16 protein-coding genes are annotated in these 14,945 nt (G+C 69.3%); 8 read left to right on the forward strand and 8 right to left on the reverse strand.

The features are described from left to right. The first annotated feature begins 105 nt into the window (after positions 1–105). Together OID54_RS05495 and OID54_RS05500 are read left to right on the forward strand one after the other, a co-directional pair. The gene (locus OID54_RS05495) at positions 106–942 is read left to right on the forward strand and encodes a DeoR/GlpR family DNA-binding transcription regulator (RefSeq protein WP_329014753.1); all 837 of its coding nucleotides are present in this window, start codon (positions 106–108) and stop codon (positions 940–942) included. A 6-nt stretch (positions 943–948) separates the two neighbouring features. Continuing rightward, positions 949–1,383, forward strand: coding sequence for an SRPBCC family protein (locus OID54_RS05500; protein ID WP_329014756.1), 435 nt, complete (start codon positions 949–951; stop codon positions 1,381–1,383). Between the two features lie 9 nt (positions 1,384–1,392). Here the strand turns inward: OID54_RS05500 and OID54_RS05505 are convergent, their stop codons facing one another. After that, complete coding sequence (locus OID54_RS05505; RefSeq protein ID WP_329014759.1) at positions 1,393–2,526, reverse strand: PLP-dependent cysteine synthase family protein; 1,134 nt, start codon at positions 2,524–2,526, stop codon at positions 1,393–1,395. 203 nt (positions 2,527–2,729) lie between these two features. Between OID54_RS05505 and OID54_RS05510 the strand changes: the two genes are divergently transcribed. Then, entirely contained in the window at positions 2,730–3,056 is a 327-nt protein-coding gene (locus OID54_RS05510; protein WP_329014762.1) for a hypothetical protein, read from the forward strand. A gap of 220 nt (positions 3,057–3,276) precedes the next feature. Beyond that, complete coding sequence (locus tag OID54_RS05515) at positions 3,277–3,783, forward strand: ATP-binding protein (RefSeq protein WP_329014765.1); 507 nt, start codon at positions 3,277–3,279, stop codon at positions 3,781–3,783. Between the two features lie 238 nt (positions 3,784–4,021). Here OID54_RS05515 and OID54_RS05520 read toward each other — a convergent pair whose 3' ends face one another. The 3 genes from OID54_RS05520 to OID54_RS05530 form a co-directional block, all read right to left on the reverse strand. Continuing rightward, on the reverse strand, positions 4,022–4,348 hold the full coding sequence (locus OID54_RS05520) for an SHOCT domain-containing protein (protein WP_329014768.1): 327 nt from the start codon (positions 4,346–4,348) through the stop codon (positions 4,022–4,024). A gap of 155 nt (positions 4,349–4,503) precedes the next feature. Further along, positions 4,504–5,370, reverse strand: a complete 867-nt coding sequence (locus tag OID54_RS05525; RefSeq protein WP_329014770.1) for a YhjD/YihY/BrkB family envelope integrity protein — start codon at positions 5,368–5,370, stop codon at positions 4,504–4,506. A gap of 268 nt (positions 5,371–5,638) precedes the next feature. Then, complete coding sequence (locus tag OID54_RS05530; protein WP_329014773.1) at positions 5,639–6,853, reverse strand: ROK family protein; 1,215 nt, start codon at positions 6,851–6,853, stop codon at positions 5,639–5,641. Between the two features lie 76 nt (positions 6,854–6,929). On the opposite strand from OID54_RS05530, the gene OID54_RS05535 reads away from it, so the two are divergent. The 3 genes from OID54_RS05535 (at position 6,930) to OID54_RS05545 (ending at position 9,554) form a co-directional block, all read left to right on the forward strand. Beyond that, positions 6,930–8,177: an MFS transporter gene (locus OID54_RS05535; protein ID WP_329014777.1), complete on the forward strand. Its 1,248-nt coding sequence runs from the start codon at positions 6,930–6,932 to the stop codon at positions 8,175–8,177. Between the two features lie 73 nt (positions 8,178–8,250). Further along, a complete protein-coding gene (locus OID54_RS05540) occupies positions 8,251–8,985 on the forward strand; it encodes a maleylpyruvate isomerase family mycothiol-dependent enzyme (RefSeq protein ID WP_329014780.1) in 735 nt (244 codons plus the stop codon). A gap of 248 nt (positions 8,986–9,233) precedes the next feature. After that, entirely contained in the window at positions 9,234–9,554 is a 321-nt protein-coding gene (locus tag OID54_RS05545; RefSeq protein WP_329014783.1) for a DUF6332 family protein, read from the forward strand. Here OID54_RS05545 and OID54_RS05550 read toward each other — a convergent pair. The 3 genes from OID54_RS05550 to OID54_RS05560 all read right to left on the reverse strand — a co-directional run bounded on the left by OID54_RS05550 (position 9,515) and on the right by OID54_RS05560 (position 12,600). Next, positions 9,515–10,180 (reverse strand): response regulator transcription factor, encoded by a 666-nt coding sequence (locus OID54_RS05550; RefSeq protein ID WP_329014786.1) that lies wholly within the window; start codon positions 10,178–10,180, stop codon positions 9,515–9,517. The genes OID54_RS05545 and OID54_RS05550 overlap by 40 nt on opposite strands. Next, the gene (locus OID54_RS05555; RefSeq protein WP_329014788.1) at positions 10,177–11,457 is read right to left on the reverse strand and encodes a sensor histidine kinase; all 1,281 of its coding nucleotides are present in this window, start codon (positions 11,455–11,457) and stop codon (positions 10,177–10,179) included. The genes OID54_RS05550 and OID54_RS05555 overlap by 4 nt, the downstream gene beginning before the upstream one ends. 348 nt (positions 11,458–11,805) lie before the next feature. Continuing rightward, positions 11,806–12,600, reverse strand: a complete 795-nt coding sequence (locus tag OID54_RS05560) for a TetR/AcrR family transcriptional regulator (RefSeq protein ID WP_329014791.1) — start codon at positions 12,598–12,600, stop codon at positions 11,806–11,808. Positions 12,601–12,817: 217 nt separating this feature from the next. Between OID54_RS05560 and OID54_RS05565 the strand changes: the two genes are divergently transcribed. Further along, positions 12,818–13,267 (forward strand): nitroreductase/quinone reductase family protein, encoded by a 450-nt coding sequence (locus OID54_RS05565; RefSeq protein ID WP_443055530.1) that lies wholly within the window; start codon positions 12,818–12,820, stop codon positions 13,265–13,267. A 358-nt stretch (positions 13,268–13,625) separates the two neighbouring features. Here OID54_RS05565 and OID54_RS05570 read toward each other — a convergent pair whose 3' ends face one another. Continuing rightward, positions 13,626–14,900, reverse strand: coding sequence for a geranylgeranyl reductase family protein (locus OID54_RS05570; protein ID WP_329014794.1), 1,275 nt, complete (start codon positions 14,898–14,900; stop codon positions 13,626–13,628). Positions 14,901–14,945: the final 45 nt, after the last annotated feature.

The raw sequence follows: 14,945 nt of genomic DNA on the forward strand, positions 1-14,945 counted from the left end.
GCGCCCTCACGGAATCTCCGCGACACCGTGCCCAGGGCTCCGTGGGAGTATGGGGCGCCTCGAAAACAGGCGGCGCAGGACGACATGGAAGGACCGGCCACGGAAGTGACCGACAATCAGAACCTGCTCGCGGAGCAGCGGCGTGCCCTCATTCTCGACGAGGTCCGCAGGCGTGGCGGAGTACGGGTCAATGAACTCACGCGCAAGCTCAGCGTTTCCGACATGACCGTACGTCGTGATCTCGACGCCCTCGCCCGACAGGGGGTCATCGAGAAGGTGCACGGCGGTGCGGTGCCGGTGGTCGAGGCCAGTACGCACGAGCCGGGCTTCGAAGCCAAATCCGCCCTGGAGTTGAGCGCCAAGGAGGACATCGCCAGGGCCGCCGTGTCGATGGCCGTACCCGGGACGGCCATCGCGCTGTCGGGTGGGACCACGACGTTCGCCCTGGCCCATCACCTTCTCGATGTGCCCGATCTGACGGTGGTCACCAACTCGGTCCGGGTGGCCGATGTCTTCCACACAGCGCAACGCGGAGGCACGGGCGGGGTGACGCGCCCGGGGGCCGCCACGGTGGTGTTGACCGGTGGAGTGCGGACGCCGTCCGACTCCCTGGTGGGTCCGGTGGCCGATCAGGCGATCCGTTCGCTCCACTTCGACGTCCTCTTCCTTGGAGTGCACGGAATCTCCATCGAGGCGGGACTGTCCACGCCCAACCTGGCGGAGGCGGAGACCAATAGGCGTTTCGTACGGGCGGCACGCCGGGTCGTCGTGGTTGCGGACCACACCAAGTGGGGCACGGTGGGGCTCAGTTCCTTCGCACGGCTGGCCGAGGTCGACACGCTGGTGACCGATGCCGGCCTGTCCAAGGAGGCGCAGGAACAGATCTCGGAGCATCTGCCGGGGCTCGTCGTCGCCGGTGGCACCGATGTGCAGGGTGGTTGACGAGCGATGGCGTCGTTCCGACTGACCCGCGCGGTCACCCTGCCGATCGACGAGGTGTGGCGGCGGGTGACCGACTGGCGGACGCATGCGGCACGAATGCCCTTGACGCGGGTCTCCGACATGACCGGGGGACCAACCCGGGTCGGCAGCGCGTTCACCGTACGATCCGCGGTGGGGCCGGTCGGGATCAACGATCCTATGGAGGTCGTGGAGTGGCAGCCGCCCGAAGGGAATTCCGCGGGTCGCTACCGGTTGGAGAAGCGGGGCCGGGTCGTACGCGGCTGGGCGGAGGTCGAGGTCCTGGGACAGGGTTCGGGCACCGTCGTGGTCTGGACCGAGGAGTTGCGTATCGCGTTGGTGCCCGGCTTCCTGGACCGAGTGGTTGCACGGGTGGGTCGGATGGTCTTCGGCCGGGCGCTCAACGGTCTGTTGCGTGGGTAGGGCGAAGCGTCAACTCGGCCAGGCGCCCGTAGCAAGGAAGGTGTCGATCTGTCGTGCGTAGGGGGCGATGTCAAGGCCCTGGTCCCGAAGCCACTCGTCCGAGTAGTACTTGTCGAGGTAGCGGTCGCCCGGGTCGCAGAGCAGGGTGACCACGCTTCCCCGCTCCCCCGTGGCGACCATCTCCGAGACTATCTTCCAGGCGCTCCACAGGCCCGTACCGGTGGAACCGCCTGCCTTGCGTCCGATCACCCGGTCGAGCGCCCGGACGGCCGCGATACTCGCCGCGTCGGGCACCTTCATCATCCGGTCGATGGCACCCGGGACGAAGCTCGGTTCCATCCGGGGCCGGCCGATTCCCTCGATGCGCGAACTGGCGGCGCTCACGGCCCGGGGGTCGCCGGCGGTCCAGCCGTCGAAGAAGCAGGAGTTCTCCGGGTCGGGCACGCAGACCATGGTGTCGTGCTGCATGTAGTGGACGTAGCGGGCGATGGTCGCCGAGGTGCCGCCGGTGCCTGCGGTTGCGACGATCCAGGTGGGTTCCGGGTACCGCTCGCGTTGCAACTGCTGGTAGATGGATTCGGCGATGTTGTTGTTGCCCCGCCAGTCGGTCGCCCGCTCGGCATAGGTGAACTGGTCCATGTAGTGGCCGCCGGTCCGTTCGGCGAGCGCGGCAGACTCCTCGTACATGCGCTGGGAATCATCGACGAAGTGACACTGTCCGCCGTGGAATTCGATGAGCCGGATCTTCTCGGGGCTGGTGGTGCGGGGCATCACCGCGACGAAGGGGACGCCCACGAGTTTGGCGAAGTACGCCTCCGACACGGCGGTGGAGCCGCTGGACGCCTCGATGACTGGCTTCCCGGGTCGAATCCATCCGTTGCAGAGGCCGTAGAGGAAGAGAGAGCGGGCGAGGCGGTGCTTGAGGCTGCCGGTCGGATGGGTCGACTCGTCCTTGAGGTAGAGGTCGATGCCCCACTCGTCCGGCAGGGGGAACTTCAGCAGATGGGTGTCGGCGGAGCGATTGGCGTCGGCCTGGACCTTGCGTACGGCCTCTTTGAGCCATGCCCGATAGGCCGGATCACTACGGTCCACATCCGCCGTCGCCATGGCCCCACCGGTCACACGGTTGTCGTCGGTACTCATATCCGTCGCCCCTCGTCGCGCTGGGAACTCTTGTGCCTCCTCGTCACAGTAAGCCCCCCACCTGCACAAACATTCACTTTGGGTAGCCATAGGGGTCCGTTGTGGGCGCAGGCGCCGGGTAGGGAGCGCTTCATGCTGGTGTGAACGGCCGGAGTTGGGCAGACTGCCAGCAGGGATGAGACGAAGAAGGGGGATGAGGGTCGATGGACATGGTTGAGCCCGAGTTCCGGGCCACGGGGGTACGCATCGAGCGCTGGCCGCGCTCATTGACCAAGTCCGGCCAGGTGCTGATCAAGAAGGGCCGACTGGAGCTGCTGACCAGCTATGGCCGGGTGATCGACAGCGCCCCTGTCCGCGCGGTCCGGGCGGGCAAGGCGTGGTTCACCGACGAGGCGAGTACCGCGCTCACGGTCAACGGCAAGCGGTACCGGCTGACCATGGGACAGCGCGATCACCACCAGTCGGAGGCCGAGGCGCTGAACGGCCAGTTTCTGAAGGCGGTCCATGGAGCGGGCGTCAGCGACGACTGAGATGCGGGCCGACTCCCCGCCGTGTGCGGGCTCGCCCCGAGACCGCAACGTCGGCCCCTGAGTTGCAGGACGGGCTTGGCTGGTTCACGCTGGTGTCACATGACTCTGGGTGCATCGCCGGTGACGCTGGAGTGAGGTCGCCGTCGATCAAGAATCAGCAGACATCAACTGCTGGATCGGACTTCCGTCTTCTTCCGACTCATTTCGGGGAGTCGCAGCCGTGATCAGCGAGCCAAGCAGGCACTGCACGGTGGAGCTCCAGGCCCTACCGTCGCGGATCGGCCAGGTCCGCAGAATCGTATCGGCGCAATTGCGCTACTGGCACCTCGACCCTCTGGTCGACCAGGCGGCCCTCGGTGTCACCGAGTTGCTGGCCAACGTCCATCAACACGCCGAGCCGGACAAGAGTTGCGTCGTCGACGTGGAATGGCTCCTCGACCGACTCACCATCTCGGTCCATGACAGCGACCCACGGCTTCCGGTCATCTCCCGGGCACCGGACCGGGAGCTGTTCGCCACCTCGGGCCGCGGCCTTGAATTGATCGCGGCGATGAGCGACTCCTGGGGAACACGACCACGGGGCGACTCGGGCAAGAGCGTGTGGTTCACGCTCGCCATGCCGTCACTGACCGCGACCCCGAGGGCGGAGGTCTCCTCCTGTCCCCAGGCGCACGAGCCCTGCGCCACGGTGGAAGAGGACGAACTCGCCGGGGCGGCCCAGCCCTAACCGGTGCCGGCCGGCCCCGCCGGTTTCTGGCAGACGCCGTCTGGCGGAGCTGAGCCTTGTCACCGACTCGATCGGGACACCCGTTCGGGGGAACCAGGTCGATCAACGGGGATGCCCGTGCCTGGCGGCAGAGCTTCGGAGCTGGCATTCCACGCGCCTTCGCGGGGCCATCCGCGCAAGCCACCCCGGTCGTGCCGCCGCACCGACGGCACGACCGGGGCTGACTCGCCCCTCGCCGTCAGTCGTCACCGCCCCGGAGCGGGCGACCGAACTGCTCGTCGAGGACGGAAAGCCGTCGCCAGTACTCGTCCTCGTCGATCTCGCCGGCGGCGAACCGTCGGCCGAGGAGGGCGATCGGCGAATTCTCGCCGGACTCCTCCCGTCCGGAGTGGCCGATCCGACCCGGCCGAAGCGGGCGCCCGTCGTACCCCCGGCGCCCGTCAGCCGTGCGCCACATGCCCGTGCGGCGCACCAGGGCGACCACTCCGACGACGACCGCGCACCAGATCAACGGCATCAGCAGGATCCAAGGCCCGGGGCCGGGCCCGTACGCCAGTGTGTTCATCGTGGTTCAGCTCCTCATGGGAGAACTCCTGTGTTCCTCTTCGAGACTCCCTCGGGACACCGGCATCGTCGTCATACGGGCAGCGGCAGTGCGCGTACCCCGCCGGGAGTAGCCCACCGCCACGGGGACTGCTCCATCCGGGGTGCGCTCGGCGTTCAGTCGGGATGGCGGGCGATCTGGAATTCGCGCTCCAACCGTCGCCGTAGGCGCTCCTCGTGGTAGAGCCGACCGACGAGGGCACCGCCGTAGACGACGACTCCCACTCCGACGAGCCAGGACTGGAGCACCAGCACCGTCCCGAAGGGGCCGTAGGTGACGGCGTTCGACGCGATCAGTGGTGAGAAGACCAGTTGGGAGAAGACCCGCAGCCCCAGCATGGCGAGGGCGGTTGCGACGGCACCGGGCAGCAGGGCGCGCCAACGGACCCGGCCCCCCAGTAGCAGCCGCTGGGCGACCCAGAAGAAGAGGAAGGTGCCCACGAGGTCCGCGAGCGCACCGGCGATCGTCCCGACGACCGATCGGGAGGGTTCCGGGGTGGGCGTGTTGACGAAGAGCAGGAGGGAGAACACCAGGAGGGCGAGGAAGACGATGTGACGCCACATCGTGTGCCAGCGGGCGGTGGGGAGGTCCCAGACCTTCTCGTAGCCGGTCTGCACGGCTGATCCGAACGTCAGCCCGAAGACGGCGAGCGCGGCGAGGCCGAAGGCGGTGGTCCGCTGGAGCGCCTCCCCCGGCACCCCGAAGAGGCGTTCGACCTCCTCCTGCGAAGGCTCGGACACACCGAGCGCCTGCCCGAGCCAACGGGCGAAGCCCTGGCTGCTGGCGGGATCGGCGGCGGCAACGACCACCAGGAGGGGTACGAGGGTCAGGAAGCCCAGTGCGGCGAAGCCCATGGCGCGGTGGAGTAGTTCGATCTCCCGACCGCGGTTCCAGGCGAGACCGACGGGCGAGGTGGCGATTCTTCGGTGGAGGCGCTGGAGCCGGTGCGGCTGACGGCCCGCGCCGGCGGGCTCAGGGGTCATGGGTCGTGGCCTACCCGCTCCTCGGCGACGAGGTGCTTCGATGCCCCCGGATGGGTGGTGCGGTCCCTCGGTGCGTCACTGGCGAGCGGGCTCAGGCCCGCTACGCACGCCGAGGGCCGCCACACCGAGCAGCCGTCGCCTTCCGCTTCCGCGCACTCCCCCGATGCAGCGCGGCGCCCGGCGATGCGCGGGAGTCCGGTCGGCACGGGCGACGACCGGTCCGGACGGATGGGACCCGTGGAGAGTCACCGTGCCCGGGGCTCCACCGTCAGGAAAGCGCTCCGAGCGGGTCGTCCAGTACGGGCTGCCAGGCCAACTCCGCCGCGCCCACCAATGTGTTGTGATCGAGGGTGCACGCGAGGATCGGAACTCCACCGCTGCGCCCCCACAGGCTGCGGTCGGCGACCACTGCCCGCAGCCGGTCGGGGTCGGCGTACAGGAGTTCGCGGTGGAGTCCCCCCAGGATGATGCGGTCGGGGTTGAGGATGTTGACCAAGCCTGCGAGTCCGAGGCCGAGGCGGTCGATCAGGGCATCGGCAGCAGCGCGCACCGTGGGGTCGTGGTACTCGGAACGCAACAACTCCCGGCACTGGTGCAACAGGCCCACCTCAGGGCCGGGCGCTCTGCCGGCCGCGCTGAGGAAGGCCATCGGGTCGGTTTCCACATCGAGGCATCCGCGGCTGCCGCAATGGCAGGGACGCCCCTCGGGATTGACGATGAGATGGCCCACTTCGAGGGCCAGTCCCGAACTACCGGTGTGGAGGCGTCCGTCGAGGACGAGCGCCCCACCGGCGCCGCGATGGCCCGTGGCGACGCAGAGCAGGTGGTGGGCTCCGCGGCCGGCGCCATGGCGGTGTTCGGCGAGAGCGGTGAGGTTGATGTCGTTGGCGGTGAAGGCAGGTCCGGAGATGCCCGCGACCCGTACCTGCTCGGTGAAGATGTCGCGTACGGGTGCGCCCGCGGGCCAGGCGATGTGCAGGGGATTGAGTGCAGTGCCTTCGGGCTCGGCGACCGCGGAGGGGACGGCGAGCCCGGCACCCACGCAGCGTCTCCCGCTGTCGCGCCACAGTGCCGCGCCCGCTGCGACAACCGCGCCGAGCACCTGCGCGGGGTCGGAGGAGACGGTGATGCATCCGGGCGCGGTGGCGACGATGCGGCCGCCGAGCCCGACCAGCGCCGCTCTGAACCCGTCGGCGTGGACCTGGGCGGCGAGCACGACGGGGCCCGAGTCATCGACGGAGAGCCGGTGGGACGGTCTGCCCTGGGAGCCGGCCGCCGCTGCGGGTCGGGAGTCGACACGGATCAGACCGAGCGCCTCCAACTCGGCCGCCACGGCACCCGCGGTGGCACGCGTGACACCGAGTTCGGCGGTGAGGACGGATCGGGTGGGCGCCCGCCCCGTGTGCACCAGTTCCAGGGCGGGGCCGAGTGCCCCGCGGCCTCGTTCCAGCCTTGTCCGGGCGTTCGTCACCTTGCCGTTCATGGGGGCGAGTCTCCCATGGTCCGCGGGTTGTGCAGCCGGCTTGTCCGGATCGCGCCCCTCCCCCTACACTCACTTTGTGCCGCAACTAAACAAACTCAGGTCGGCCGTTCCGGGGGGACCGCACGGGGACACCGCGCCCTCTTCCCTGACCCGCCTTCGCACCGCACTGACCGTGTTCTTCGTCGTGGACGGGTTCCTCTTCGCCGGTTGGGTCGTCCGCATCCCGGCCATCAAGGAGCAGACCGGCGCCTCACCGAGCGCCCTGGGCCTCGCACTCCTCGGGGTGTCCGCGGGTGGCATCGTGACCATGTCCCTCACCGGGCGACTGTGCCGGCGCTTCGGCAATGCACCCGTCGTCGTCGCCAGCGCCGCACTGATGTCGCTGAGCATCACCCTTCCCCCGCTGATGCATTCGGCGCTGACGCTCGGCCTGGTGCTCCTGCTGTTCGGCGGGCCCTACGGAGCGCTGAGCGTCGCTTTGAACAGTGCGGCGGTCGATCTGGCGGCGGCCCAACGACGTCCGCTGATGCCCGTCTTCCACGGCGCGTTCAGCCTCGGCGGCATGGTCGGTGCCGGCCTCGGCGCCCTCCTCGCGGGCGGCCTCTCCCCCACCGTCCACCTCGCGCTGCTCGCCCTGGTGGGGCTGGGCACCACCGCATGCGCGGGCCCGGTCCTCCTACGCCATCCGTTGCCCTCCCCCACCCGCATCGAGCGCACCTCCACCCGTGACCGCCTGACGGGTCGTACGCGCCGCCTGGTCCTGCTCTGTGGTGCGATCGCGCTCTGCACCGCCTACGGGGAAGGAGCGATGGCCGACTGGGGCGCCCTCCATCTGGAGCAGGGGCTCGGGGCTTCCCCCGGTGTCGCCGCGCTCGGTTACTCCCTCTTCGCCGGCACGATGACGGTGGGCAGACTGTCCGGAACCCTGCTGCTGGAACGATTCGGCCCCACCCCGACCCTGGTCGCCAGCGGAACCACCGCAGCAGTCGGCATGCTGCTGAGCGCATTGGCGCCGACCGTGGGATGGGCACTGGCAGGCTTCGCCGTGGCGGGCATCGGCCTGGCGAACGTCTTCCCCGTCGCCGTGGCCCGGGCGGGCACGGTCGCAGGCCCGGCGGGAGTCGCGGCCACCTCGACGCTCGGCTACACCGGCATGCTGTTGGGACCACCCGTGATCGGCTTCCTGACCGATTGGTTCTCGCTCCCCGTGGCCCTCATGACGGTCGCGGCTGCCTGTGCGGGCGCAGCGGTCATCGGGTACACGGCTCGCCGACCTAGCAGCCCCGCCAAAACGAGCCGCTGGGTACCGGCGTCCAACAGCTGACCTGCGCACATTCCGGGGTCAGACCGAACCGGGCAGCCAGCCCACCTGCGCTACCCAGTGGCAGAATCACGCCATGAAGACGGCAGAACTCATCACGTCGCTCGTTCAGGACGGCCGATCGTTGGCCACCGCGGCTCGGACGGCCGGCCTGGAAGCTCCCGTACCGACCTGCCCCGACTGGCAGGTACGGGACGTCCTTCGCCACACGGGCGAGGTGCACCGCTGGGCGACTGCGTTCCTGGTGGAGCAGCACACCGCGTTCCGGGCACCGGTCCGAGAGCCGGGGTTGGACGGCGATGACCTGGTCGTCTGGTTCCTCGAAGGGCACGAAGCACTGGTGGACGCCCTGGCCACCGCGCCCCAGGAGGTGGTGTGCTGGACGTTTATGCCGGCCCCGTCACCCCTGGCGTTCTGGGCGCGGCGGCAGGCCCATGAGACGGCGATCCACCGCGTGGACGCGGAATCCGCGTTGGGGGGCGGCCCGGGACCGGTGTCCGCAGTGTTCGCAGCGGACGGCGTCGATGAACTGTTGACCGGCTTCCACGCCCGCCCCAAGAGTCGGGTGCGCTCCGAAGCGCCACTTCGACTACGCGTCCGGACCACCGACACCGAAGACGTCTGGACGATGCAGATCTCCACGGACGTTCCCCATACGGTCAGGGACGCGAAGGGCGGGGCGGACTGCGAGTTGGTCGGCACGGCTCAACAGCTCTACTTGTCGCTGTGGAACCGTCTGCCCCTGAGCACCCTGACGCTCAAGGGAGACCCCGAGGTAGCCCAGTTGTGGCGCGAGCGGTCGGCAGTCTGACACCGCCTCACTCGCTGGATCAGGTTCCCGACCCAAGTGCCAAGCCCCATGCCAAGCCCATGGGCGCGCCGACCGGTGCGGCGTCAGCTACTCCGTGCCGACTCCTGTGTCCAACACCTGCTCAGTGTTGGTGGAAGGCGTGACAGGCTCGGGAAGCGACCCCACTGGCCGACACCCCGACCAGTGTCACCGAGAGGTGGTCGCGGGGTTCCTTGCTCGTCGACCACCCCCCTGTGACACTGGGCTCCATGGGGGAAGAGCCACCGTCGGACCACGCGGCACGGCGCACACCGGCAGATCGGGACGCGATCACCGTCGAGATCGGGTACGCACTGCTCAGCGCAGCCTTCGCCGCCGCCGTCGTGTTCGGCGCCATCGCGGCACCGAAGTTCCTGTTCACCGCGCCGTACGCCGTTGAACGGGGACTGCTCGTGCTGGCGGGTGCCTGCGCCGCGCTGGTGTTCGCCGCCCGGGTGGTGACCGTGCTCTGGCGGTTCAAAGGAGCGGGCCGCGGCAGTCGACGACCGGATCAGCCCAACCAACCGGGCCGCACCAAACCCGACTCATAGGCGAGCACCACCAACTGCGCCCGGTCGCGAGCCCCCAGTTTCACCATCGTCCGGCTGACGTGGGTCTTCGCGGTCAACGGGGAGACCACGAGCCGGCGGGCGATCTCCTCGTTCGACAGTCCGATGCCGACCAGGGCCATCACCTCACGTTCCCGCTCGGTCAGTTCGGCCAGGCCCTCGGCGTCCGCGGGCGCCTTGGAACGGGCGGCGAACTCGGCGATGAGCCTACGGGTCACCCCCGGCGACAGCAGTGCGTCGCCCGCCACCACGGCACGAACCGCACGCAACAACTCCTCGGGCTCGGTGTCCTTGACCAAGAAACCCGAAGCTCCCGAACGGATCGCTTCGAAAACGTACTCGTCGAGTTCGAAGGTCGTCAGCATCACGACCTTGACCTCGCTCAGTCGCTCATCACAGGTGATCTGTCGGGTGGCGGCGAGTCCGTCGCACACGGGCATGCGAATGTCCATCAACACCACGTCCGGGCGCAGTTCGTGCACGAGGTGCACCGCCGTCTGACCGTCCGCGGCCTCACCAACCACCTCGATGTCGGGCTGGGCGTCCAGCAACGCCCGGAAGCCCGCACGGACCAGCAGTTGATCGTCGACCAGCAGTACGCGGATCACCGTGCCCCCTCGTCGATCGCGCCCGACTCCCGGGACCTCAACGGTAGATCGGCCACCACTCGAAAGCCCCCTTCATCGTGTTGCCCCGCATCGATCGTCCCACCGAGGGCGGCGGCCCTCTCCCGCATACCAGCGAGCCCGTTGCCACTGCCTCCGGCATCCGTGCCCGTGGCAGGCCCGTCGTCGTCGATCCGCAGGACGAGTCGGCCCTCGCCGTACACGATGCGCACCCGCGCCACCCGCGAGCCCGAGTGGCGTACGACGTTGGTCAACGCCTCCTGGACGATGCGGAATGCCGCGAGATCGGTACCGGGCGGCAACGGTACGGCCTTGCCCTCGGTCTCCACGCTCACGCGAAGGCCCGCGCGTGCCGCCTGTTCGGCGAGTTCGGAGAGCCGGTCGAGGCCCGGAGCCGGAGCGAGCGGCGCCGTGCCGGGCGTACGCAACCGATCCAGCACCTGTCGTACGTCCCCCAGTGCCTCCTTGCTCGCCGCCTTGATGGTGGTGAGCGCGGTCCGCGCCTGTTCGGGGTCGCTATCCAGGAGGGCGAGACCGACTCCGGCCTGCACATTGATGACGGAGATGGAGTGGGCGAGCACATCGTGGAGTTCACGGGCGATGCGCAGCCGCTCCTCGTCGGCGCGGCGCTGCTCGGCACGTGCCCGCTCGGCCCGCGCCCGTGCGAGCGCCTCTCCCCGTACCCGGAACAACTCGGAGGCGGCGAGCACCGCCACGATCCATGCGGCGAAGGCGAGCTCCCGACCCCAGGGGGCGCTTCCGTCGTCGCCCGGTGGGAGATGGCGGTAAAGCCAGTGCCCCAGAAGCAGATTGGCCACCCAGAAGCCCCCGAGTGCCCACCAGGCCGCCGATCTGTGCCCGGAGACGACCGCGGCGAAGACTGCCACGGCCAGGGGAACGAAGACGGGACCGTACGCATACCCGGCAGCCAGGTAGAGCAGCGTCGCCGCGGCCACACCGAAGACACAGAGCACCGGCCAGCGATTGCGCAGCAGTAGGAGGGCGGGGCCCACCAGCAGCAGTACGCAACCGATGGCATCCAGCGGTGCGCGGTCCTGCCCCTTGGCCGCAAAAGCGGTTCCGACCAGGACGAAGACGGTGACCACCAGGGTCGACGGCCAGGGAACGGCACCGGAACAGCGTCTGGTCTCCCACAGCCGAAGGAGGGGCGAGCCCACTCGTTCGGCCTCATGGGTCCCGGGCGGGTCGCCCTGCGCCCAGGGGGGACGGCCACGACGGCGGGAGCGCAGGTCTTCCATGACGGCCACGCTAGACCGGGGCTGCCGACATGGCGTCCGCTCCACGTGGTGCTCTCGGATACTCCCCACGCAGTACGCGAGCGACGAGGCGCGGAGTGTTGGCGTAGCTCCGCTGTGCGGCGCGGGCCTTGGGTGACGAGGGCATCGCCTGGAGTGGGGCGACGGAGCCTGGTCATTCCCGTCGGGCTGCTCTCCTGCTGTACCGAGCTGGCAGCTAGGGCAGGCGGGCATCCCCGGCCCTTTCCCATGCATCCCCGCCTGTCCCCGCCTGTCCCCGCCTGTCCCCGCCCCAGAGTGTCCGCGTTCGCCGGCGACGTTGCGGTACCGGATCAGCATTTCGGTATCGGGTCAGCGCCGAGCTGGGCGGGGTGACAGGGGTGCCAGCAGGCCGACCTCGTGTGCGAGCCGTCGGACGGCCTGGGTGAAGAAGGCGTCGCGCTCTTCCACCACCCGGTGGAACTGACCGAAGAGTTCGAAGGAGATCAACCCGAAGAGTTGCGACCAGGCCGCGACCAGGGCCACCACGACGGAGGGTGGGAGGTCGGGCCCGAACTGGTCGGCGAGCCGCTCGGCTTCGACGCGCAACTCATCGTCGAGCGGGGGCAGCGCGAGACCACGCGTTCGGTGGGCGTCACGTGCCACGGAGATCATGGCGGCGCCCACTCGGGAGGCGGGGACGACGGTGTCCGAGGGGGCGGCGTAGCCGGGCACGGGAGAGCCGTAGATCAAGGCGTACTCATGCGGGTGGGCGAGTGCCCAGGCGCGAACGGCCGAGCAGAGTGCGATCCAGCGGGCACGGTGATCGGTCATGATCGCATCGGAGACGTCGGACACATCGGATGTGTCAGATGGGTCAGACGTGTCGGCTGCGGTGCGGGCGGTCGGGGTGGTCGGCGAGGCAATGGCTGCTTCCGCAGCAGCTCCGACGGCTTCGTAGGCGTCCACGATCAGGGCGGTCAGGAGCTCGTCCCGGCTGGGGAAGTAGCGGTAGAGGGCCGAGGAGACCATGCCCAGCTCGCGAGCGACCGCCCGCAAGGAGAGCTTCGCCGCCCCTTCTGCCGCCAACTGTCTCCGGGCCTCGTCCTTGATGGCCGCGGTGACTTCGATTCGGGCTCTTTCCCTGGCCCCACGGATCTTGGTCATAGGGCGGAGTCTCTCACGCTTCGGAGCAGTGACCAATAACAAGAGCGGTAGCCGCAAATGAGAGCACTGCTCTTGCTTTGGAGCGGCGGCCCGGGCACACTAACCGCAAGAGAGAGCACCGCTCTCGAAAGGCCATTTCCCAGCGACATGGGTCATGGTCGACCCATGACCCGGGCACTCACCCGGGCCCGCCCGGCACATCGCCCGAGGAGCCCCCATGACCCAGCGCCACTACATCGCGCCCAACCGCGTGGACACCACCATGAACAAGGCGATTGCCTGGCTCGCCCGTCACGGCGTCAGCCTGATGGGCACCGCCGAGCTGTCCGTGCGCGGGCGCACGAGCGGCGAATGGCGAAGCGTTCCGGTCAACCCGCTCCCCTACGAAGGGGGCCCGTACCTCGTATCGGCCCGCGGCGAGTCCCACTGGGTGCGCAATATGCGGGCAGCCGGTGGTGGGCGACTCAAGGTGGGACGGAAGGTCCGACAGTTCACCGCGATCGAACTGACGGACGAGGAGAAGCCCGTCGTCCTACGCACCTATCTGGAGCGTTGGGGCTGGGAGGTCGGCCGGTTCTTCGGCGAGGTGAACGCGAAGTCGTCCGACGCCGAGTTGCTGTCGGCCGCACATCGACACCCGGTCTTCCGGATCACGATCACCCGATGAGCGGCGTCCTAATGAGCGAGGAGCCCACATCAAGGCACCTGACGAGCCTCAACCCAATGCCTTCGACCGATCGGGAGCCTTTCGACCGGTCGGGCGACGGACGCGACGCGTCCACCCACGACCGGGCACGGGCAACCTCCAGCATCGGGCGCCGCCGACCACCGTGCGTTTGGGGAGCGAGCGCCGCACCCATGGCAGGGAGGACACCCAACGGCACCGCAGCACCTCATGCCCGGTCTGACGACCCGTGGAGTGCGGCCAGCAGCCACCCCCACGCACACCCGATCCCGCGCGAGCACCGGTCAGTACCCGTCAGCGCCCGTCAGCGAGGAGGTGACGTACCAAGGACTCCCGGGGATCACCCCTGGACGCGACGGTCCAGGGTCTCCAACGCCCGGCGCGCCACTCCGCTGGTGCGGACGAGGCCGGCCAGGGTCGTGGAGCCGCGTGTGATGTCGGCGAAGACACGCCAGGCCGGCCGCAGACCGGTGATCACGGCATGGATGAATCCCGGACGGCGCTCGAAGACGCCGAGCAGTCGACGACCCACCGCCATCTCCACTCCCAGCCCGGCCTTGATGGCGAAGGCGTAGTTCAGCGCCTGCCGACGGGCGTCCACGGCATCGTGCGCCTCGGAGATCCGAACGGCCCACTCCCCCGCGAGCCGGCCCGAACGCAGTGCGAAGGAGATCCCTTCGCGGGTCCAGGGCTCCAGCAGGCCCGCCGCGTCCCCGCACACCAGGACCCGACCGCGCGAGAGCGGCGAGTCATCGCTACGACAGCGGGTCAGATGCCCAGAGGAGATCGCGGGTTCGAAACCGGCGAGCCCCAGCCGTGCGATGAAGTCCTCCAGATAGCGCTTGGTCGCCGCACCCTCCCCGCGGGCGGAGATCACACCGACGGTCAGCGTCTTGCCCTTGGGGAAGACCCAACCGTAACTGCCCGGCATCGGTCCCCAGTCGATGAGAACCCTCCCCGCCCAGTCCTCGGCAACGGAGTCAGGCACCGGGATCTCGGCCTCCAGACCCAGGTCGACCTGGTCGAGCTTGACCCCGACATGGGCTCCTATCCGGCTGGCGCTGCCGTCCGCGCCGACGACGGCCCGCGCCAGGATGGTCTCCCCGTCCGAGGTGACCACAGCGACCGTACGCCGGTCGGGCACGGCGGGCCCGTGTTGTTCCACGCGCGAGACCGTGACCCCGGTCCGCAGTTCGGCCCCCGCCTTCTGCGCATGCTCGACGAGCTGGGCGTCGAACTCCGGACGGTTGATCAGCCCGAAGAGCATCTTCTTCGAGCGGCGGGTGCGGGTGAGGCGGCCGTTCAAGGAGAAGGTGACGGCATGCACGCGGTCACGGAACGGGAGTTCGAATCCGGGTGGCAGGCTGTCTCTCGACGGGCCGATGATGCCGCCGCCGCATGTCTTGTACCGCGGGAGTTCGGCCTTCTCCAGCAGAAGCACCTGACGGCCCGCCACCGCCGCCGCGTACGCCGCTGATGCCCCGGCGGGCCCAGCGCCGACGACGACGACGTCCCATACCGGGCCGTCGTGCCCCTGTGCTTCCGCCTCTGCCCCGGTGCCGCCGTTCTCGCTGCTCACGATGTACTTCTGCTCCCGATCCGACGCGTGCCCCATGCTCTCGACGGCATCCTACGGCGCGTTCGTCCCGCACCGCTGTGG

Source organism: Streptomyces sp. NBC_00690 (assembly GCF_036226685.1).
Classification (GTDB): Bacteria; Actinomycetota; Actinomycetes; order Streptomycetales; family Streptomycetaceae; genus Streptomyces.

Bases quoted from the DNA above. Each gene is read 5' to 3' on its own strand.
- OID54_RS05540 (WP_329014780.1), top strand. From the start codon at position 8,251: ATGAAGACGGCAGAACTCATCACGTCGCTCGTTCAGGACGGCCGATCG.
- OID54_RS05565 (WP_443055530.1), top strand. From the start codon at position 12,818: ATGACCCAGCGCCACTACATCGCGCCCAACCGCGTGGACACCACCATG.
- OID54_RS05500 (WP_329014756.1), top strand. From the start codon at position 949: ATGGCGTCGTTCCGACTGACCCGCGCGGTCACCCTGCCGATCGACGAG.
- OID54_RS05570 (WP_329014794.1), bottom strand. From the start codon at position 14,900: ATGGGGCACGCGTCGGATCGGGAGCAGAAGTACATCGTGAGCAGCGAG.
- OID54_RS05505 (WP_329014759.1), bottom strand. From the start codon at position 2,526: ATGAGTACCGACGACAACCGTGTGACCGGTGGGGCCATGGCGACGGCG.
- OID54_RS05560 (WP_329014791.1), bottom strand. From the start codon at position 12,600: ATGACCAAGATCCGTGGGGCCAGGGAAAGAGCCCGAATCGAAGTCACC.
- OID54_RS05510 (WP_329014762.1), top strand. From the start codon at position 2,730: ATGGACATGGTTGAGCCCGAGTTCCGGGCCACGGGGGTACGCATCGAG.
- OID54_RS05555 (WP_329014788.1), bottom strand. From the start codon at position 11,457: ATGGAAGACCTGCGCTCCCGCCGTCGTGGCCGTCCCCCCTGGGCGCAG.
- OID54_RS05530 (WP_329014773.1), bottom strand. From the start codon at position 6,853: ATGAACGGCAAGGTGACGAACGCCCGGACAAGGCTGGAACGAGGCCGC.
- OID54_RS05525 (WP_329014770.1), bottom strand. From the start codon at position 5,370: ATGACCCCTGAGCCCGCCGGCGCGGGCCGTCAGCCGCACCGGCTCCAG.
- OID54_RS05545 (WP_329014783.1), top strand. From the start codon at position 9,234: ATGGGGGAAGAGCCACCGTCGGACCACGCGGCACGGCGCACACCGGCA.
- OID54_RS05520 (WP_329014768.1), bottom strand. From the start codon at position 4,348: ATGAACACACTGGCGTACGGGCCCGGCCCCGGGCCTTGGATCCTGCTG.